The sequence below is a fragment of the Albidovulum litorale genome, from assembly GCF_025751495.1.
GTDB classification, from domain to species: domain Bacteria; phylum Pseudomonadota; class Alphaproteobacteria; order Rhodobacterales; family Rhodobacteraceae; genus Albidovulum; species Albidovulum litorale.
Map to the genome: position 1 here is coordinate 299,836 of NZ_JAOWKZ010000005.1, position 18,154 is coordinate 317,989.

An 18,154-nucleotide genomic window follows, 5' to 3' on the forward strand; every position below is an offset into this window, starting at 1 on the left:
GTCCTCACTTAAGATTTGCGCAGAACCGCGCGATGCGGGTGGCGGCCTCGTTTAGCGAGGCCCGTGAATAGGCGTAGGAAAGCCGGATGTGGCCCGGCGTACCGAAGGCGCGGCCGGGGACGAGGGCGACGCCCTCCTCCTCCAGAAGCGCTTCGCAGAAATCGGCGTCGGTTTCGATGCGGCGGCCCTTGGCCGTGGTCTTGCCGAAGGCGCGGGCGCAACCGGGGAAAAGGTAGAAGGCCCCATCAGCCGAGGGGCAGTCAAGCACGCCGGTCGCGCTCAGCGCAGCAACCATCATGTCACGCCGATCCCGGAAATCGTCGCAGCGTTCGGCCAGAAGCTGCTGATCGCCTTCCAGCGCCGCCGCCGCCGCCGCCTGAGAAACCGAGGAGGCACCCGAGGTGATCTGGCTTTGCACCGCGACCATGGCAGAGATCAGCCGCTTCGGTCCGATCCCCCAGCCAATGCGCCAGCCTGTCATCGCGTAGCTTTTCGACACGCCGTTCACGATCAAGGTGCGGTCGGCGAGGTCGGGCGCGACCGCGCGGAACGAGTGGAACGGGACATAGGAGATATGCTGATAAATCTCATCGACCATGATTCCGACATGCGGGGTGTCTCGCAGCACCTCGGCAAGCGCTTCGAGGTCGTCTTTGGCGTAGGCGGCCCCGGACGGGTTTGAGGGCGAATTGAGCAGCAGCCAGCGCGTCTTCGGGCCGATCGCTCCGCGCAACTGTTCGGGCGTGATGCGGAAGCCGGTTTCGGCGGTGGTCGGCAGCACCACAGGCTTGCCATTGCAGACGGTGATGATGTCGGGATAGCTCGTCCAGTAGGGAGCGATGATCAGCACCTCATCGCCGGGATCGAGCGTTGCCGCGAAGGCGTTGTAAAGCACTTGCTTCGCGCCGGTGCAGACGATGATTTCGCCGGTCTCGGGCCTGTAGCCGTTTTCGCGCTGACAGGCTTCCCCGATCGCCTTTCGCAGAGGCAGCCTTCCAGCGGTGAGTGTATAGGTGGTCTCTCCCGCCAAAGCCGCTTTGTGTGCGGCTTCGATAACCGGCGCGGGTGTCGGAAAATCCGGCTCTCCGGTGCCAAGGCTGATGACGTCGCGCCCCTCGCGCTTGAGCGCATCGGCGAGTTCGGAAATCTTCAGGATTTCCGAAAGTTCGACCGCGTCGATGCGGGCGGAGCGGCGGAAGGGGTCGGACATGGAAGCCTCATGCGGGTTTTATGCATTATGGGCCATTGTAGCGGTCGGATATACCGCTATTCTGGCTATATAATATGTATGGAGCGCATATATGGCCACGCCGCGTCGGTTCCTGCCATCAATCTCGCTGCTGACCGCCTTTGAATCAGTGGTGCGCACCGGTTCGACGCTGGCGGCCGCGCGCGATCTGGACCTGACGCAGGGCGCGGTCAGCCGTCTGATCCAGAATCTTGAGGCGCAGCTTGGTGTTACACTTTTCCTGCGCGAGCGGCGCAGGCTGATCCCGACCGACCATGCTTTGGCCTATGCCCGCGACGTGGTGAAGGCGCTTGACCTCATCTCGCGCGGCTCGATGCGGGTTCGGTCCAACACCGGGGGCGGTACGCTGTCGCTGGCGATCCTGCCGACCTTCGGGACACGCTGGCTGGCACCGAGACTGCCGCGTTTCCTGGCTGACCATCCGGGGATCACGATCAATCTTGGCACGAGGCTGAAGCCTTTCGATTTCGAGGAAGAGGGGTTTGATGCGGCCATCCATTTTGGACAGGAGAACTGGGCCGGGACCGGTTCCGTCAAGCTTTTCGACGAACGGTTGGTCGCCTGCTGCGCACCGCGTTTCCTTGCCGATCATCCGGTGGAAGAGCCTGCCGACCTGATCGGACTGCCGCTGCTGCAACTGGAAACTCGACCCAATGCATGGGGCGCATGGTTCGCCCATCACGGTGTGGACAAGCGGGTGGGACAGGGAATGCTCTTCGATCAGTTCGCGCCGATGATTCAGGCTGTGATCCACGGGCTGGGCGTGGCGCTCTTGCCCGAGTTTCTCGCCAAGCCGGAACTGGCCGACGGGCGTCTGGTCGAGGTCTTTGGCGGGCCGGTACGCGGCGATGGCAGCTATTACCTCGTCTGGCCTTCGGTCGGGGCCTGGTATCCGCCGCTGCAGGCCTTCCGCGACTGGCTGGTGGAAGAGGCCGCCGATCCCGATGGCGAGGCGATGTTGCCCCGTTGACCTTTTCCCCGCCCCGCATCACCCTGAGCCTATGAACACGCGCCCCGACATCCATGACCGTCTTGCCGCGTCTCTCAAGGAGGCGCGGAAGTCGAAAGGTCTTAGCCTCGACGCGGTGGCAAAACTTTCGGGCGTGAGCCGGTCGATGGTCAGCCAGATCGAGCGGGGGGAGAGTAGTCCGACGGTCTCGACGCTGTGGAACCTGACGCAGGCGTTGCAGGTCGACTTTGCCGGGCTGCTGGAAGGGCGCACCACGCCCGGGATCGAGGTGATAAGGGCCGAGGCGGCACCGGTGATTGCGGGCCGGGGTCAGGGCGTACGGATACGGATATTGTCGCCCGCCGAGGCGGCGGGGGAGCATGAGGTCTATGACCTGACCTTCGATGCTGGCGGCCGACTTGTAAGCGACCCGCATGGGCCGGGCTGTCGTGAGCATCTGACGGTTCTGGACGGCACGGTGACGGTTGTCTCGGGTGAGGACCGGCAGCGGCTTGGGGTGGGCGATACCGCCCGCTATTTCGCTGACCGCCCCCACCGGATCGAAGCCGAAGGCGGTGAGGCGCGGGCTATTCTGATTGTGCAGAATTCCTGACCGTCCGGCGCGCGGAGAGGGCAGGAGCCTCCGGCGGAGGTATTTTGGAACAGAAGAAGCAGAAATCCGTGATTTGGGATTATTGTCCGTGATATTGACATTGGCGGAATAACGGATAGTATTCCGTCAAACTGGAGGAGATTCTGCGATGTCGGATAAGGCGGCGTTTTTGGCGCATCTGGGAGAGACCCTGACCGGGATCGAGGCCGATGGTCTTTTTAAACGCGAACGGCTGATCACCTCGGCACAAGGCGCGCATGTGAAAGTGGCCGGGCGCGATGTTCTGAACCTCTGCGCCAATAACTATCTGGGGCTGGCAGACCACCCGGACCTGATCGCGGCCGCGAAATCGGCGATGGACGATCACGGCTATGGCATGGCCTCGGTTCGCTTCATCTGCGGCACGCAGGACCTGCACCGCGATTTGGAGGCGCGGATCGCGCGGTTTCTGGGCAAGGATGACGCGATCCTTTTCGCGGCCTGTTTCGACGCCAATGGCGGGCTCTTTGAGCCGCTTCTGGGGCCGGAGGATGCGGTGATCTCGGACGCGCTCAACCATGCCTCGATCATCGATGGCATCCGACTCTGCAAGGCAAAACGCTACCGCTACGCCAATTCCGACATGTCCGATCTTGAGGCGCAGTTGCAGGCAGCGCGCACGGATGGGGCGCGGTTCATCATGATTGCCACCGATGGCGTCTTTTCGATGGACGGCTATCTGGCGAAGCTGCCCGAGGTCGTGGCTTTGGCCGGAAAGTACGGCGCGCTGACCATGGTCGATGATTGCCATGCGACGGGCTTCATGGGGCCGCAAGGCCGGGGCACGCCCGCCCATGCCGGGGTCGATGTCGATATCCTGACGGGGACCTTGGGCAAGGCGCTCGGCGGCGCGCTTGGCGGTTACATCGCCGGGCCGCAAAAGGTCATCGACCTGCTGCGCCAGCGGGCACGGCCCTACCTGTTTTCCAACGCCCTGCCGCCCGCCGTGGTCGCCGCAGGCATCGCCGCGCTCGACCTTGTTGAAGCCGCCGACGACCTTCGGGCGCAGTTGTTCGACAATGCCCGCTACTGGCGCGCGGGGCTTAGCGATGCGGGCTTCACGCTTCTGCCCGGCGAACACCCGATCATCCCGGTGATGCTGGGCGAGGCGAAGCTCGCGCAATCCATGGCGGCGGCGCTTTATGAGCGTGGCGTCTATGTCTCGGGCTTCTTTTTCCCGGTCGTGCCGAAAGGTCAGGCACGCATCCGCACGCAGATGAATGCGAAACTGACGAAGGCTGATCTGGATTTTGCACTCGACGCCTTCCGGGGCGCGGGCAAGGCAGTGGGGGCGATCTGATGCGCAACGACATGAAGGCACTGGCAAAGGCGAGGCCCGAGGTCGGGCTTTGGATGGAGCACCGCCCGGTGCCCGAGATTGGGCCGGATGACGTGCTGATCCGCATCCGCAAGACCGGGATCTGCGGTACCGATATCCATATCTGGAACTGGGACGAATGGGCGGCGAGGACCGTGCCTGTGGGCCTTGTCACGGGCCATGAATTTGCGGGCGAGATTGTTGAGATCGGCAAGAACGTCGAGGGTCTGACCATCGGCCAGCGCTGTTCGGGCGAGGGCCATCTGATCGGTAAGAAGTCGCGGCAGAGCCGCGCGGGCAAGTTTCATCTCGATCCTGCCACGCGGGGGATCGGCGTCAATGAACAGGGCGCCTTTGCCGAATACCTGCGGCTCCCCGCCTTCAACGTCGTGCCGCTGCCCGATGAGATCGACGACGAGATCGGGGCAATCCTCGACCCTCTCGGCAACGCGGTCCACACGGCTTTGTCCTTTGACCTCGTCGGGGAGGACGTGCTCATCACCGGTGCGGGGCCGATCGGCATCATGGCCGCCGCTGTCGCCCGCCATGTCGGCGCGCGGCATGTGGTGATCACCGATGTCAATCAGGATCGGCTGGACCTTGCGGCCCAGGTGACCGACGTCGTGCCTGTCAACGTCGCGAAGCAGGACCTGAAAGACGTCGAAGGCGCCCTGAAGATGAAGGAAGGCTTTGATGTCGGCATGGAAATGTCCGGCAATCAGGCGGCACTCGACCAGATGGTCGAGAACATGGTGATGGGCGGGCGGATCGCGATGCTCGGCATCCCGCCGGGCAAGAGCCCCGTAGACTGGTCACGCATCGTCTTCAAGGCCATCACGATCAAAGGCGTCTATGGCCGCGAGATCTTCGAGACATGGTACAAGATGATCGCGATGCTGGAAAACGGACTCGATATCCGCCGTGTTATCACCCACCGCTACAAGGTGGATGACTTCCGCGACGGGTTCGAGATCATGCGGTCTGGCAAGAGCGGAAAAGTGGTGCTGGACTGGGGCTAGGCCGGGGTGTCGAGGCCGTTCAGGAACGCCTCGAATTCCCGGTCGTCTATACCCACAACATGCTCGGGCGCGGGATAGGTGCCTGATGCCACATCCGCAGCAAACTCGCGGAAGGCGGCTATGCGTTCCCGCTGCAACCGTTCGTATTCGGCACGGAAGTTGCGATAGACCTTGGCATGGCGCGGACGGTGGCCACGGGTGCAGCCCAGCACGTCCTCGGCAAAGAGGTATTGGGCGTCACCCCCGGCGCCCGCCCCCATCGACAGCATGATAAGCGGCGTGCGGCGTGAGATTTCGGCCGCCACGCGGTCGGGGACGACTTCCAGTTCCGCGCCGATCGCGCCCGCTACTTCCAGTGCCTTGACGTGACGCCAGACGGACAGCGCGCTGTCGGCGGTCTTGCCCACGGCCTTGAACCCGCCTGTCCAAGTGGCCTTTGACGGAATCAGCCCGACATGACTGATTACCGGAATGCCCTCCTCCGCCAGCGCCTGGATCGTGCCCAGCCCGGCCGCGCAATAGACCGCGTCGCCACCGATCCGCATCGCCCGATGGGCGGCACGCAGATAGTCCTCTGCGGTCACGAGTTCGCCGTAGAGAAGACCGACCTGTACGAAGCAATCCCCCGCCGCCTCCCGCATCTCGGGCGTCCACAACGGGTCTATGATCGACAGGATGTCGATTCCGGCGACGGCAGCGGCGCGGGCCTCGTCGAGCGTTTCGACATAGAGCATCGTCATCTGCCGCGTGCCCTTCATCGCCCTCAGACCGGCGACGGTCATCCGGTTATGGCGCATAGCTCAACCCACCTGCACGAGTACGCGGCCACCCTCAACCTTCACCGGATAGGTCGCAAGGTTCACGCAGACGGGCGCGCGCTTCGCCTCGCCCGTCCGATAGTCGAACTGGCCATTATGCTTGGGGCATTCGATGACGTAGTCCATCACCAGCCCCTCCGCGAGGTGCACCTGTTCGTGCGTGCAGAGCCCGTCAGTACAGAAGTATTCGTCGTCTGGGCTCCGGTAGATCGCGTAGGTCCGGCCGCCGTGATCGAAACGGATCACATCCTCTTGCTCGATTTCCTCCGTCCCGCAGGCGTCAATCCAGTTGCTCATGTCCTTCTCCCTTTATCCGGCCGCGCCGAGTGCCGCGGCGTGGAAATCTTCCTTGTAAGGTTTCGCCGTAGGCGGCAGATCGCGTCTGAGGAAGTAATCCTCGTAGGCGAGCTGGCGCTTCAGGGTTGGCAGAACCTCGGCATAAGCCTCCCAAATCGATCGATTGGGGCGCGGCAGGTCATCCTTGATCCGCTCGTGCAGCGCAGGCAGCCGGTGGTAGGGCACCATCGGGAACATGTGATGCTCCACATGGTAGTTCATGTTCCAGTAGATGAAGCGGCTGACGGGGTTCATGTAGACCGTGCGGCTGTTCAGCCGGTGGTCGACGACATTGTCGGCAAGGCCCGCATGTTGAAGGACGCCGGTCAGCACGTGATGCCATGCGCCATAAAGGCGGGGCAGGCCGATCAGCATGAAGGGCAGGATTGAACCCGTCCAGATCGCGAGCCCGATGGTTGCGGCGTAAATCAACACCCAGATCCGGGCAATGCGTATGACCTTGGGATGCTCGCTTTCCGGGATAAAGGTCGCTTCCTCAGGGTCGAGGCGGCCTGAGGCGTTCAGCAACATCCGAGCCCAGCCGTTCCATGCGTCAAGGATGCCGAAAAAGTTCAGGCAAATCCGGAACAAAGCCGGCGGGCGCATTGCCACGATCTCAGGGTCGCGGCCGACGATGATCGTGTCGGTGTGGTGGCGGGCATGGCTCCAGCGCCAGGCGACCGGATTGCGGATCATGCAAAAGCTGGCGATCTGGTAGACGAGGTTGTTCATCCAGCCGGTGCGGAAGGCAGTGCCGTGCCCGCATTCGTGCCAGCGTGAATCCATGGCCGAGCCGTAGAGAACGCCGTAGGCCAGCCAAAAGGGCGCAGACCACCACGTAGGCCAGAGGACTATGCCTCCCGCCGCGAAGGTGATCATCGCCGAAAACAGAATGACCGTGTCGCATATAGCGGGCCAATCCTCGCGCGCCATCAGCGCCTTCATCTCCTTGCGGGGAATATCGGTGTGATACCATTCCGCCGCCGCGAGGCCGGTTTCCACCGCGCGTTTCGCGTCGTCGCCCAGAAGGCTGTAATCCCGTTTCGTCATGTCCGTTCCCGAGTTGTGCCGGACACAAGCCTAGGGGCGATTGCAGTAGCGCCATAGATCGGGTCTTGGATTCCCATCAGATATCGTCAAAATCCGGCAGATATGGTGATGTAATCACATCAGTCGCGGAGGTATGATGGCGGGGCGGATGACGATTGCGGATGTCGCGCGCGAGGCGGGTGTCAGTACGGCCACGGTCGACCGGGTGCTGAACGGGCGCGAGAAGGTACGCGAATCCACTGCAAAGCAGGTCTTCGAAGCGGCGCATCGGATCGGCTACCATGCGGCCGGCCTGATCGGGCAGCGGATCAAAACCGACCTGCCGCTGATGCGCTTCGGGTTCGTCATGCACAAGGAAAAGCAGGCTTTCTACAAGAACTTCGCCGCCGAGATGGAACGCGCCGTGCGGGCAGCGCCGAATGTCCGGGGGGAGCTGATCATCGAGTACTCGGCCTCACAAGCGCCGGGGGACTTTGCCGATCTGATGCGGGGGCTGAAGGGCCGGGTCGACGTGATGGGGGCAACCGCCGTTACCCATCACATCGTCACCGAAGCCGTGCAGGAATTGCAGGAGGATGGCACTCCCTGTTTCGCGCTGCTGAACGACTTCGCCCAAGGAGTGCGGCAGAACTATATTGGCCTTAACAATTTGAAAGTTGGCAGAATCGCGGCCTCGATGATCGCGACTGCCGTGCATAAGCCGGGTAAGATCGCTGTTTTTGTTGGCGGCTACCGCTGGCACGGGCACGAATTGCGCGAAACCGGTTTCCGCTCCTATTTCCGGGAATACGCACCGCAGTTCACCGTGCTCGACACACTGGTCAATCTTGAGACCCGGCAACTGACGTATGAGGCAACGCTCGACCTTCTGGCCCGTCATCCCGACCTGCGCGGCATCTATTGCGCGGGGGGCGGAATGGAGGGCGCGATTGCCGCCCTGCGCGAAGTGCGCCAGCCGGGCGACGTTGCGCTCGTAGTCAACGAGGTGACGCCCGAAACCCGCGCCGGTCTGCAGGACCGGTACATAACCCTGGTTATCTCCACCCCCTTGGCGGTGCTCTGCCGCGACATTGTCGCGCTGATGTCCAACGCCGTCCTGAACGGCATGTCGGATGTCGTGGGTCAGCATTTCCTTCAGCCTGAGCTATATCTGGCAGAGAGTATATGATGATGTAATATCATCATATTGATGATGTTGATTTCGTCATTCCTGACGGAAACTGCACCCCTCGCATTGACGATTCGCCTGTCCGGGCGGCACCTTCTTGCGAAACGGCATTAGACCGGACCCGGGACAATGTGCCCGGGACAGGGAGGAAACGCGAAACATGCTGCCACTCGCGCTGAACCACATGACCGTGGCCCGGCTCAACTACGAGCGTCTTCTCGACCTCGCGGCGGAGCTTGGCTGTGAAGGTGTCGAAGTGCGTAACGACCTGCCGCAGCCTCTGTTCGACGGACGTGACCCGGCCGAGGCAGGACAGATGGCGCGCGACAGGGGACTGAGGATACTGGCCGTCGCCGAAGTGAAGAGGTTCAATGACTGGTCCGCCGATAAGGCAAAAGAGGCGCGCGACCTGATGCGCCTCGCCGCCGCTGCGGGCGCCGAGGCGGTCAGCCTGATCCCCCGCAACGACGGCTTGGGTATGGGCAATGGCGAGCGTCAGGCCAACCTGCGCCTCGCGCTCAAGGACCTCAAGCCGATGCTTGAGGATCATGGGCTGATCGGTCTGATCGAACCTCTCGGCTTTTCCATATGCGCCTTGCGTCACAAGATCGAGGCGGTCGAGGCAATCGAGGCCCTCAACGCGACCGGCCGTTTCAAACTGGTCCACGACACATTCCACCATACGCTCGCCGGGGGCGGCCCATTCTTTGCGCCACATACCGGCATGGTTCATGTCTCGGGCGTCACCGATCCCGGGTTAGGCATTGACGAGATGGGCGACGGGCACCGGGTGCTGGTCGATGAACGCGACCGGCTGGGAAATGTCGACCAGCTGAGGGCGCTGCGTGACGCGGGTTACACGGGGCCGGTATCAATGGAGAGCTTTGCGAAAGAAATACACGACCTGAGCGATCCGGGCGCCGCATTGGCCCGGTCGTTCAATTTCATGCGGTCACGAATGAGCGAACGTGAAAGCGCTCATTACTGACCGATACCAATGCCCGAAGCGGGCTTCCGGCATGGTTTCAGGGAAAGGGTGCGCCGGACATCCGATGGGAGGAACGAAATGAAAAAGACAGTATTCATGGCCGGAGTGGCGATGCTCATGGGCACGACCGCCATGGCCGAAAACATCGGTGTGTCGATGGCAAGGTTCGACGACAACTTTCTGACGGTTCTGCGGAACGGGCTTCAGGCCTATGCCGACGAACAGGGCCACAGTGTCCAGATCGAGGACGCACAGGACGACGTCGCCAAGCAGCTTGACCAGATCAACAACTTCATCGCCTCGGGCGTCGACGCGATCATCGTCAACCCGGTCGACACCTCGGCCACGCAGGCCATGACCGACGCCGCAGCTGCGGGCGGAGTGCCGCTCGTCTACGTGAACCGCCAGCCGATCAACCTCGACACATTGCCCGACAATCAAGCCTTCGTCGCGTCGAATGAGGTCGATTCCGGCACGCTGGAAACGATCGAGGTCTGCCGCCTCTTCAAAGAGGCGGGCAAGGACCCTGCCAATATCTATGTTATGATGGGCCAGCTTTCGAACCAGGCAGCGGTCATGCGCACCAAGGACATCCACGATGTGATGGGCGACGGGCGTTGCGCGGTGACGCTGAACATCATCGACGAGCAAACCGCCAACTGGTCGCGTGATGAGGCGCAGAACCTGATGACCAACTGGCTGTCGACGGGCGCCGCCTTCGACGGCGTTATCGCCAACAACGACGAGATGGCAATCGGCGCCATTCAGGCGATGAAGGCGGCAGGCATCGACATGGCCTCGGTCGTTGTCGGCGGCGTCGATGCGACGCAGGATGCTCTGGCGGCGATGCAGGCCGGTGACCTCGACGTTACCGTGTTCCAGAACGCGGCAGCGCAGGGCTCCGGCTCGCTCGACGCGGCGGTAAAACTGGCGCGCGGGGAAGAGGTTGATCGCGAGGTCTGGATCCCGTTCGAACTCGTGACACCGGCCAATATCGGCGACTACCTGTCCAAGAACTGATCCGCATCTGGCGGCCACGGGGCGCGGCGCCACATGGCGCCGCCCCCAACCCGCGACATTGCGTCCGAAGGAAGAGGGAAGATGGCTGACACAGCTCATGGAATTGGCGGGTTGAAGTACGACCCGAAGAAACGCGCCAAACCGCCGGAACTGAACGTCTTTTTTGCACTTGTCCTGATCGTCGTCACATTCGAGGTTCTCGGCTGGCTGATCTACGGGCAATCCTTCCTGTTCAATACGCGCGACAATGTCGATGCGATCTTCAACTGGGCGCGGATCAACATCATCATCCTTCAGGTGTCGATCATCGGCATCATTGCGCTGGGGGTCACGCAGGTCATCATTTCGGGCGGGATTGACCTCTCGTCCGGCTCCATTGTCGGCGCCACCGCGATGATCGTGATGAGCTTTGCCCAGACGGCCATGGTCAACGGAAATCCGAACCCGAAGGCGATCTTCGGCGAATGGGCCATGGACCTGCCGGTTCTGGTTCCCATTCTGGTCGGGCTGGTCTGCGGCCTGATCGCCGGCATGATCAACGGGCTTCTGATCGCCTATACCAAGATCCCACCTTTCATCGCGACACTGGGCATGATGGTTTCCGCGCGCGGTCTGTCGAAATGGTGGTCGAACGGCAACCCGATCTCCTTCCCGACCGAAAGCTTCGCGGCCATCGGCAAGGGCATGATGCCGGTTGCGATCTTTGTGGCCCTCGCCATCCTTTTTCATCTGGTGCTGAAGTTCACGGTCTACGGAAAGCACACCTATGCGATCGGATCAAACGAGGATGCGGCGCGGATGTCGGGCATCAAGGTCGCGCGGCACAAGGTGCTGGTCTATTCCATCGCCGGAACCCTCGCCGCCGTCGCGGCGATTGTTCTCAGCTCTAAGAACCTGACTGCGCAGGCGGGCATGGGGGTCATGTACGAACTGGACGCCATTGCGATGACGGTCATCGGCGGCGTGTCGCTGGCTGGCGGGCGCGGGTCGATCATCGGCACTGTTCTTGGCGCGCTAATCTTTGGCGTCATCATTTCCGGTTTCACCTTTCTCCGGCTCGACGCCTATTACCAGGAGATGGTGAAGGGCGCGATCATCGTCGGCGCGGTCGTCCTTGATCAATGGCGCCAGGGTCGGGCGCAGTTGCGGTCATGAAGGGGGCAGGATCATGAGCGATGTCATTCTGGAAACCCGTGGGCTGACCAAGCATTACGGTGGCGTCCACGCACTCGAAGGCGCCGATTTCACCCTCAGTCGAGGCGAACATGTTGCCATCATGGGGGATAACGGCGCAGGTAAATCGACCTTCGTGCGCCAGATCACCGGCGTGGAACAGCGCACGCGGGGCGAGATCATCTTCGATGGCAAGCCGGTACATTTCGGGGGGCCGCTTGAGGCACGCGAGGCGGGGATTGAAACGGTGTTCCAGACGCTGGCGCTGGCTGACGACCTCGATGTGCCGGACAACCTCTTTCTGGGGCGCGAAAGGACCAAGTGGGACTGGCTCGGCCCGTTCCGGGTGCTGGACTACAAGGCGATGCGCGAGGCAACGCTCGCGGGACTTGAAAAGACCGCAGTCAAGATCCCGAACATCCGTAATACGATCCGAAACATGTCGGGCGGGCAACGGCAATGCGTGGCCATCGCCCGCACTGCGACCTTCCATTCGAAGCTGACGATCATGGACGAACCGACCGCGGCGCTTGGCGTTCAGGAAACGGCACAGGTGGAAAACATCATCCGCAACCTAAAAGAGGCGGGCGAGCCCCTGATCCTTATCAGCCACAACATGCGGCAGGTCATGGATCTTGTCGACCGGATTGTCGTCTTCCGGCGGGGCCGGATCGTTGCGAACCTGAAAAAGGAAGAGACTGACGGGCAGGATGTCGTTGCCTATATCACAGGCGCCAAGACTCAAGCTGAATACGAAGGCGCGGCCTGATGGAAGCGGATCATCGCGAAACCTCGGCGCTGATCATCGGCGGGACGCAGGGCCTTGGCCTTGCCATCGCCCGGGCACTGATTGCGGCCGGGTGCCGCAACCTTGTGATAGCGGGGCGTAGCGCAGAGCGGGGCGCGAAGGCTGCGGCCGAAATCGGTGCTACCTACCGGCAGGCCGACCTTGCCGATACAGACCAGATCATACGTCTTGTGGATGACGCCACCGCAGCGATGGGCAGAGTGACCGCGCTTGTGAATGCCGGGGCGGCGACGGACCGGGGCTCGGTTCTCGATACGACACCCGCGCTTTGGGACCGGATGATGGCGGTCAATGCGCGGTCGCCGTTCTTCGCGATCCAGCGGGTGGCGCAGCGGGCGCGCGAGGCGGGGCATGCGGCATCCATCGTCAACATCCTGTCGATGGTGGTCCATTGCGGGCAATCCTTCCTTGCCCCCTATTCCGCATCAAAGGCGGCGCTTGCCAATGTCACGAAGAACGCCGCGCAGGCTCTCAGGGGGGACCATATCCGGGTCAATGCGATCAACTGCGGCTGGATGGACACGCCGGGTGAGGATGAAACGCAGCGCCGCTTTCATGGCGCCGGTGACGGCTGGCTGGCCGATGCCGAGGCGCGCCAGCCCTTCGGCATGCTGGTCAAGCCCGACCATGTGGCCGGTCTCGCTTCCTACATGCTATCGCCGCAGTCTGGCGTAATGACGGGCGCGATTGTTGATTTCGACCAGAACGTCGCCGGGGCCTATCCCGAGTAAAGGAAAAGACATGACGACACGATTTGCAGTTTTAGGGGCCGGCCGCATCGGTCAGGTCCATGCCCGCGCCGTGACATCCACCCCGGGGGCCCGCCTTGTCGCCGTGGCCGAGCCGCATGCGGCGGCGGCTGAGGCCGTTGCGACGGCCTATAACTGCGACATCCGCACGATTGACGAAATTGAAGCATCGTCCGACATCGATGCGGTCATCATCTGTACCCCGACCGACACCCATGCCGATCTCATCGAACGCTTCGCCCGCGCGGGCAAGGCGATCTTCTGTGAAAAGCCGGTGGACCTAAGTCTGTCCCGGGTTCGTGCCTGTCTGGATGTGGTCGGGGAAACTGGCGCGACGCTGATGGTCGGCTTCAACCGCCGCTTCGATCCCGACTTCATGGCGGTGAAGGCGGCGATCGATGCGGGTCGGATCGGCAAGGTTGAGATGGTGACGATCACCTCCCGCGATCCCGGCGCGCCGCCTTATGACTATATCACCCGGTCTGGCGGAATCTTTCGGGACATGACGATCCACGACTTCGATATGGCCCGCTGGCTGTTGGGCGAGGAGGTGGAGACGGTCATGGCCGCTGCCTCGGTCCTGACTGATCCGAAGATCGGCGAACTTGGCGATTATGACAGCGTCAACGTGATCCTGCGGACTGCGTCCGGCCGTCAGGCGATCATCACCAATTCCCGGCGGGCGAGCTATGGTTACGACCAGCGGATCGAGGTTCTGGGCGACAAGGGCGCGCTTTCCGCCGCCAATACGCATGAGGCGAATATCCAGTTTGCGGGTGAGGGCGGTTTCACCCAGCCGCCGCTCCTGAATTTCTTCATGACGCGTTACACCGCCGCCTATGCCAATGAAATCGCGGCCTTCATCGCGGCGGTGAATGCCGGGGCGACACCGCCGACCAGCGGGGAAGACGGCCTCCTGGCGTTGGCGCTTGCCGAGGCCGCGCTGAAATCAGTGGCTGAAGACCGCGCCGTGCGGGTCGCCGAAATACTCGGATGATCCCGGCGCGTAGGGCAGGGAAGGACAAGAGATGAAGACGATACGATTGACCGCCGCGCAGGCCATGGTGAAATACCTCGCCGCGCAGAAGAACGAGTCCGGAGAGGCCTATATCGCCGGATGTTGGGCGATCTTCGGTCATGGCAACGTAGCGGGTCTGGGCGAGGCGCTGTACGGCGTGCGCGACCGGCTGCCGACCTATCGCGGGCACAATGAACAGACGATGGCACATACCGCGATTGCCTACGCAAAACAGCTGCGGCGGGCGCGCGCGATGATGGTGACCTCGTCCATCGGGCCGGGTGCTACCAACATGGTCACAGCTTGCGCGCTGGCTTACGTGAACCGCCTACCGGTCCTCATGGTGCCAGGTGATGTCTTTGCCCATCGCGGGCCCGATCCCGTACTGCAGCAGCCCGAGAACTTTGCCGATGGCACGGTCACCGCCACCGACACGTTCCGCCCCGTCAGCCGGTATTTCGACCGGATCACCCGGCCCGAGCAGTTGCTGACCGCTTTGCCCCGCGCCATGCGCACCATGACCGATCCCGCCGATTGCGGCCCCGTCACGCTTGCCTTCTGTCAGGACGTGCAGGCCGAGGCCTATGACTGGCCCGAAGCCTTTTTCGATGAACGCATCTGGCACCGCCGGGTGCCGCCGCCCGATCCGGCGGAACTGGCCCGTGTTGCCGATCTTCTGAAGACCGCGAAGCACCCGGTGATCGTTGCGGGCGGCGGGGTGCATTACGGCTATGCGACCGATGCCCTGCGCGCCTTCGCCGAAGCCCACGGCGTTCCGGTGGTCGAGACGCAGGCGGGCAAATCCGCTTTGCCCTGGGACCACCCGATGAACCTCGGCCCCGTCGGCGTAACCGGGGCCAGCAGCGCCAATGAGGTCTGCGGCAAGGCCGACCTCGTCCTCGGCGTCGGCACGCGGTTTCAGGATTTTACCACCGGGTCATGGTCGCTCTTCCGCGCGCCGGGGCGCAAACTGGTCAGCCTCAATGTCCAGCCCTATGACGCGATGAAGCACGGCGCGGTGCCGCTCTGCGCCGATGCAAGGGCGGGGCTGGAGGCATTGTCGGGAGCCCTGAAGGGCAAGACCTTCGACGACCCTTCCGCGACGCTCAAGGCCGATTGGTTCGCCAAGGTCGATCCACTGACCGATGCGCCCGGTGAGGGCAATGAAAAGCCGACCGACATGCAGGTGATCGGCGCGGTCCAGCGCGCCGCCGGGCCCGATACGGTCGTAATGTGCGCTGCCGGCACCATGCCGGGAGAGTTGCACAAGCTCTGGAAGGCGGGCCGACCGGGCTCTTACCACATGGAATACGGCTTCAGCTGCATGGGTTATGAGATCGCCGGAGCCATCGGCATCAAGATGGCCGAACCCGACCGCGATGTCGTCTGCTTCACCGGGGACGGCACCTACATGATGGCGAACTCGGAGCTTGCCACCGCATGCATGATGGGGATCAGCTTTACCCTGATCATCACCGACAATCGCGGTTTCGGCTGCATCAACCGGCTGCAGATGGGCACCGGGGGGGAGGAGTTCAACAACCTTCTCGACACCGCCCATCACGTGAACCCTTCAGCCATCGACTTCGTCGCCCATGCCGGATCGATGGGGGCCAAGGCGGTCAAGGCTGGCAACATTGCCGAGCTTGAGGAGCATCTGGCGAAGGCCAGCGACCACAAAGGCGTCTATGCCATCGTCATCGACACCGATCCCTATCCCTCCACCCCCCATGGCGGAAGCTGGTGGGAGGTTGGCGTGCCCGAGGTCTCCGATCGGCCCAAGGTGCGCGCGGCGCGTGAGGTTTACGAAACACGGCGCAAGGACCAGAGCGCCGTCTGAGGACATGAAAGATGAGTGTAAGGATCGGGATTTCCCCCATCGCCTGGCAGAACGACGACCTGCCGGACCTGACCGCCGCCTATACGATGGAACAGGCGCTGAAGGAGGCGCGTGAGATCGGCTATACCGGCGTCGAGCGCGGCCAGCGGATGCCGCACGACACCGAGGGGCTGAAGGCCTATCTCGACACCTATGACATCGCGCTTTGTGGCGGCTGGTGTTCGGGCAACACTCTGGTGAATGACGCCGCCACAGAGACGGCGGCGATCCGCCAGCAGGTTGACCAGTTCGTCGCGCTGGGCTCTCCTTGCATCGTCTATGCCGAATGCTCCAACACCGTGCAGGGAAAGCAGGACGTGCCGGTCAACAAGCGCCCGAAGCTGTCGCGAGACGAGGTCTTAGCCTATGCCAAGAAACTCAGTGAAGTCGCGAAATGGGTGACCGACCGGGGCATGCCCTTTGCCTATCATCACCATATGGGCTCGATCATCGAAGATGAGGACGATGTGAACTGGCTGATGGAGGGCTCGTCACCTGAGGTGAAATTGTGCTTCGATACCGGTCACCTTCTATTTGGTGGCGGTGACGTGATGGCCACACTGAACCGCTGGGGCGACCGGGTGCATCATGTGCATTACAAGGATATCCGACCCAATGTGGTGGCCGAAGTCCGTGCCAATGACCGTAGCTTCTTGGACGCCGTTATCGCGGGCGCCTTCACCGTGCCGGGCGACGGCTGCATCGACTTTCAGGCCGTCACGGATGCACTGAAGGCAATGGACTACTCGGGCTGGATCGTGGTCGAGGCTGAGCAGGACCCGGCCAAAGCGCCACCCTACGACTATTCCAAACGTGGCTACGAGCATATCCTGTCTGTCTGCTGTAAAGCCGGACTGGAGATCGCAGACTGATGGCCCTGATCGACCCCGCCCACCCGTTCTTCCGCCCGCGCTGGCGGCGGGTCGTGGTGGTGGTGGCGTGTCTTGGCTGGGCATTGATCGAGATCATCACGGGCTCGCCCGGCTGGGCGATGCTGTTCGGAGGCGCCGGGCTTTACGCCGCCTATGTCCTGCTGATCACCACCCCGCCGGAGGACAGCGAATGAACAAGCTTTTGGTGAAACCCGCCGGAGCGACCGGCAAGGTCCATAATGTGACACCGCAGAGTGCCAGCTGGTCCTATGTCGGCTTTGGCCTCTACCGGCTGGCGCCGGGCGAGGTCGCGCAAGAGGAAACCGGCGACCGTGAGGTGATACTGGTTCTGGTCGAGGGCAAGGTGCAGATCACCGTCGATGGCCACGACTTTGGCGAGCTTGGCGACCGGATGGACGTCTTTGAGAAGACCCCGCCGCATTGCGTCTATGTCCCGGACGGCGCTGCCTGGCAGGCCACCGCCGCCACCGATTGCACGCTTGCCGTCTGCTCGGCCCCCGGAAAGGGCGGCCATCCGGCGCAGATCATCGGGCCCGCCGGGATCGACCTGACCCCGCGCGGCAAGGGCACAAACACCCGCTACATCAACAATATCGCGATGGAGGGGCGGGATGTGGCCGACAGCCTTCTGGTGACCGAGGTCTTCACACCGGCCGGGCACTGGTCCTCCTACCCGCCGCACCGGCATGATGAGGATGACTATCCGAACATGACATATCTGGAGGAAACCTATTACCACCGCCTGAACCCCGAACAGGGCTTCGGCATCCAGCGGGTTTGGACCGAAGACGGGTCGCTGGACGAGACGATGGCGGTCGGCAATCACGACGTGGTTCTGGTGCCGAAAGGCCACCATCCCTGCGGTGCGCCATATGGATATGAGATGTATTATCTCAACGTCATGGCCGGGCCGTTGCGCAAATGGCGCTTCAGGAACCATCCTGACCATGACTGGATCGTGCAAAGGGATCTCGCGACCGGCACATGACGGCTCTGCTGTAAACCTAGGATCGCAATCTGCTTGTCCACGGAGGCTGTCGCCCCTAGCCTCGCCGCCAACGGGAACC

19 protein-coding genes are annotated in these 18,154 nt (G+C 62.6%); 15 read left to right on the top strand and 4 right to left on the bottom strand.

Features of this window, described 5'->3' with window-relative positions; all coding sequences use genetic code 11:
• Positions 1 to 4 precede the first annotated feature (4 nt).
• Positions 5 to 1,210: a pyridoxal phosphate-dependent aminotransferase gene (locus OEZ71_RS19320; protein WP_263741721.1), complete on the bottom strand. Its 1,206-nt coding sequence runs from the start codon at positions 1,208 to 1,210 to the stop codon at positions 5 to 7.
• A gap of 91 nt (positions 1,211 to 1,301) precedes the next feature.
• Between OEZ71_RS19320 and OEZ71_RS19325 the strand changes: the two genes are divergently transcribed.
• The 4 genes from OEZ71_RS19325 to tdh all read left to right on the top strand — a co-directional run bounded on the left by OEZ71_RS19325 (position 1,302) and on the right by tdh (position 5,187).
• Entirely contained in the window at positions 1,302 to 2,219 is a 918-nt protein-coding gene (locus tag OEZ71_RS19325) for a LysR family transcriptional regulator (RefSeq protein ID WP_263741722.1), read from the top strand.
• 31 nt (positions 2,220 to 2,250) lie between these two features.
• Positions 2,251 to 2,811 (top strand): helix-turn-helix domain-containing protein, encoded by a 561-nt coding sequence (locus tag OEZ71_RS19330; protein WP_263741723.1) that lies wholly within the window; start codon positions 2,251 to 2,253, stop codon positions 2,809 to 2,811.
• A gap of 148 nt (positions 2,812 to 2,959) precedes the next feature.
• Positions 2,960 to 4,150 (top strand): glycine C-acetyltransferase, encoded by a 1,191-nt coding sequence (locus tag OEZ71_RS19335; RefSeq protein WP_263741724.1) that lies wholly within the window; start codon positions 2,960 to 2,962, stop codon positions 4,148 to 4,150.
• Between the two features lie 11 nt (positions 4,151 to 4,161).
• Complete coding sequence (gene tdh / locus OEZ71_RS19340) at positions 4,162 to 5,187, top strand: L-threonine 3-dehydrogenase (protein ID WP_263741834.1); 1,026 nt, start codon at positions 4,162 to 4,164, stop codon at positions 5,185 to 5,187.
• On the opposite strand, the gene OEZ71_RS19345 is transcribed toward tdh, so the two are convergent.
• Genes OEZ71_RS19345 through OEZ71_RS19355 form a run of 3 tightly spaced genes read right to left on the bottom strand, consistent with a single transcriptional unit; the run spans position 5,184 to position 7,391 of the window.
• Positions 5,184 to 5,984: a 3-methyl-2-oxobutanoate hydroxymethyltransferase gene (locus OEZ71_RS19345; RefSeq protein WP_263741725.1), complete on the bottom strand. Its 801-nt coding sequence runs from the start codon at positions 5,982 to 5,984 to the stop codon at positions 5,184 to 5,186. The two genes, tdh and OEZ71_RS19345, sit on opposite strands and share 4 nt — an antisense overlap.
• A 3-nt stretch (positions 5,985 to 5,987) precedes the next feature.
• A complete protein-coding gene (locus OEZ71_RS19350) occupies positions 5,988 to 6,302 on the bottom strand; it encodes a MocE family 2Fe-2S type ferredoxin (protein ID WP_263741726.1) in 315 nt (104 codons plus the stop codon).
• A 12-nt stretch (positions 6,303 to 6,314) separates the two neighbouring features.
• Positions 6,315 to 7,391: a fatty acid desaturase family protein gene (locus OEZ71_RS19355; protein ID WP_263741727.1), complete on the bottom strand. Its 1,077-nt coding sequence runs from the start codon at positions 7,389 to 7,391 to the stop codon at positions 6,315 to 6,317.
• A 136-nt stretch (positions 7,392 to 7,527) separates the two neighbouring features.
• On the opposite strand from OEZ71_RS19355, the gene OEZ71_RS19360 reads away from it, so the two are divergent.
• The 11 genes from OEZ71_RS19360 to iolB all read left to right on the top strand — a co-directional run bounded on the left by OEZ71_RS19360 (position 7,528) and on the right by iolB (position 18,075).
• The gene (locus OEZ71_RS19360; RefSeq protein ID WP_263741728.1) at positions 7,528 to 8,559 is read left to right on the top strand and encodes a LacI family DNA-binding transcriptional regulator; all 1,032 of its coding nucleotides are present in this window, start codon (positions 7,528 to 7,530) and stop codon (positions 8,557 to 8,559) included.
• 160 nt (positions 8,560 to 8,719) lie between these two features.
• Positions 8,720 to 9,547 carry a TIM barrel protein gene (locus OEZ71_RS19365; protein WP_263741729.1) on the top strand — a complete coding sequence of 276 codons (828 nt, stop codon included), beginning with the start codon at positions 8,720 to 8,722 and terminating at the stop codon, positions 9,545 to 9,547.
• A gap of 78 nt (positions 9,548 to 9,625) precedes the next feature.
• On the top strand, positions 9,626 to 10,567 hold the full coding sequence (locus OEZ71_RS19370; RefSeq protein ID WP_263741730.1) for a sugar ABC transporter substrate-binding protein: 942 nt from the start codon (positions 9,626 to 9,628) through the stop codon (positions 10,565 to 10,567).
• 81 nt (positions 10,568 to 10,648) lie between these two features.
• Positions 10,649 to 11,722: an ABC transporter permease gene (locus OEZ71_RS19375; RefSeq protein WP_263741731.1), complete on the top strand. Its 1,074-nt coding sequence runs from the start codon at positions 10,649 to 10,651 to the stop codon at positions 11,720 to 11,722.
• Positions 11,723 to 11,735: 13 nt separating this feature from the next.
• Complete coding sequence (locus tag OEZ71_RS19380; RefSeq protein WP_412175658.1) at positions 11,736 to 12,509, top strand: ATP-binding cassette domain-containing protein; 774 nt, start codon at positions 11,736 to 11,738, stop codon at positions 12,507 to 12,509.
• Positions 12,509 to 13,279 carry an SDR family oxidoreductase gene (locus OEZ71_RS19385; RefSeq protein ID WP_263741732.1) on the top strand — a complete coding sequence of 257 codons (771 nt, stop codon included), beginning with the start codon at positions 12,509 to 12,511 and terminating at the stop codon, positions 13,277 to 13,279. The genes OEZ71_RS19380 and OEZ71_RS19385 overlap by 1 nt, the downstream gene beginning before the upstream one ends.
• A 10-nt stretch (positions 13,280 to 13,289) precedes the next feature.
• A complete protein-coding gene (iolG, locus tag OEZ71_RS19390) occupies positions 13,290 to 14,294 on the top strand; it encodes an inositol 2-dehydrogenase (RefSeq protein ID WP_263741733.1) in 1,005 nt (334 codons plus the stop codon).
• Between the two features lie 31 nt (positions 14,295 to 14,325).
• Positions 14,326 to 16,155, top strand: a complete 1,830-nt coding sequence (iolD, locus tag OEZ71_RS19395; RefSeq protein WP_263741734.1) for a 3D-(3,5/4)-trihydroxycyclohexane-1,2-dione acylhydrolase (decyclizing) — start codon at positions 14,326 to 14,328, stop codon at positions 16,153 to 16,155.
• Positions 16,156 to 16,166: 11 nt separating this feature from the next.
• Entirely contained in the window at positions 16,167 to 17,066 is a 900-nt protein-coding gene (gene iolE / locus OEZ71_RS19400) for a myo-inosose-2 dehydratase (RefSeq protein ID WP_263741735.1), read from the top strand.
• Positions 17,066 to 17,260, top strand: coding sequence for a hypothetical protein (locus OEZ71_RS19405; protein ID WP_263741736.1), 195 nt, complete (start codon positions 17,066 to 17,068; stop codon positions 17,258 to 17,260). Before iolE ends, OEZ71_RS19405 begins: the two co-directional genes overlap by 1 nt.
• Entirely contained in the window at positions 17,257 to 18,075 is an 819-nt protein-coding gene (iolB, locus tag OEZ71_RS19410) for a 5-deoxy-glucuronate isomerase (RefSeq protein ID WP_263741737.1), read from the top strand. Before OEZ71_RS19405 ends, iolB begins: the two co-directional genes overlap by 4 nt.
• Positions 18,076 to 18,154: the final 79 nt, after the last annotated feature.

What these genes read in the sequence shown, in the direction of transcription:
- iolD (WP_263741734.1), top strand. Translation starts at nt 14,326, where the DNA reads ATGAAGACGATACGATTGACCGCCGCGCAGGCCATGGTGAAATACCTC.
- OEZ71_RS19380 (WP_412175658.1), top strand. Translation starts at nt 11,736, where the DNA reads ATGAGCGATGTCATTCTGGAAACCCGTGGGCTGACCAAGCATTACGGT.
- OEZ71_RS19320 (WP_263741721.1), bottom strand. Translation starts at nt 1,210, where the DNA reads ATGTCCGACCCCTTCCGCCGCTCCGCCCGCATCGACGCGGTCGAACTT.
- iolE (WP_263741735.1), top strand. Translation starts at nt 16,167, where the DNA reads ATGAGTGTAAGGATCGGGATTTCCCCCATCGCCTGGCAGAACGACGAC.
- OEZ71_RS19375 (WP_263741731.1), top strand. Translation starts at nt 10,649, where the DNA reads ATGGCTGACACAGCTCATGGAATTGGCGGGTTGAAGTACGACCCGAAG.
- iolB (WP_263741737.1), top strand. Translation starts at nt 17,257, where the DNA reads ATGAACAAGCTTTTGGTGAAACCCGCCGGAGCGACCGGCAAGGTCCAT.
- OEZ71_RS19335 (WP_263741724.1), top strand. Translation starts at nt 2,960, where the DNA reads ATGTCGGATAAGGCGGCGTTTTTGGCGCATCTGGGAGAGACCCTGACC.
- OEZ71_RS19405 (WP_263741736.1), top strand. Translation starts at nt 17,066, where the DNA reads ATGGCCCTGATCGACCCCGCCCACCCGTTCTTCCGCCCGCGCTGGCGG.
- OEZ71_RS19360 (WP_263741728.1), top strand. Translation starts at nt 7,528, where the DNA reads ATGGCGGGGCGGATGACGATTGCGGATGTCGCGCGCGAGGCGGGTGTC.
- OEZ71_RS19355 (WP_263741727.1), bottom strand. Translation starts at nt 7,391, where the DNA reads ATGACGAAACGGGATTACAGCCTTCTGGGCGACGACGCGAAACGCGCG.
- OEZ71_RS19345 (WP_263741725.1), bottom strand. Translation starts at nt 5,984, where the DNA reads ATGCGCCATAACCGGATGACCGTCGCCGGTCTGAGGGCGATGAAGGGC.
- iolG (WP_263741733.1), top strand. Translation starts at nt 13,290, where the DNA reads ATGACGACACGATTTGCAGTTTTAGGGGCCGGCCGCATCGGTCAGGTC.
- OEZ71_RS19325 (WP_263741722.1), top strand. Translation starts at nt 1,302, where the DNA reads ATGGCCACGCCGCGTCGGTTCCTGCCATCAATCTCGCTGCTGACCGCC.
- OEZ71_RS19350 (WP_263741726.1), bottom strand. Translation starts at nt 6,302, where the DNA reads ATGAGCAACTGGATTGACGCCTGCGGGACGGAGGAAATCGAGCAAGAG.
- OEZ71_RS19370 (WP_263741730.1), top strand. Translation starts at nt 9,626, where the DNA reads ATGAAAAAGACAGTATTCATGGCCGGAGTGGCGATGCTCATGGGCACG.
- tdh (WP_263741834.1), top strand. Translation starts at nt 4,162, where the DNA reads ATGAAGGCACTGGCAAAGGCGAGGCCCGAGGTCGGGCTTTGGATGGAG.
- OEZ71_RS19365 (WP_263741729.1), top strand. Translation starts at nt 8,720, where the DNA reads ATGCTGCCACTCGCGCTGAACCACATGACCGTGGCCCGGCTCAACTAC.
- OEZ71_RS19330 (WP_263741723.1), top strand. Translation starts at nt 2,251, where the DNA reads ATGAACACGCGCCCCGACATCCATGACCGTCTTGCCGCGTCTCTCAAG.
- OEZ71_RS19385 (WP_263741732.1), top strand. Translation starts at nt 12,509, where the DNA reads ATGGAAGCGGATCATCGCGAAACCTCGGCGCTGATCATCGGCGGGACG.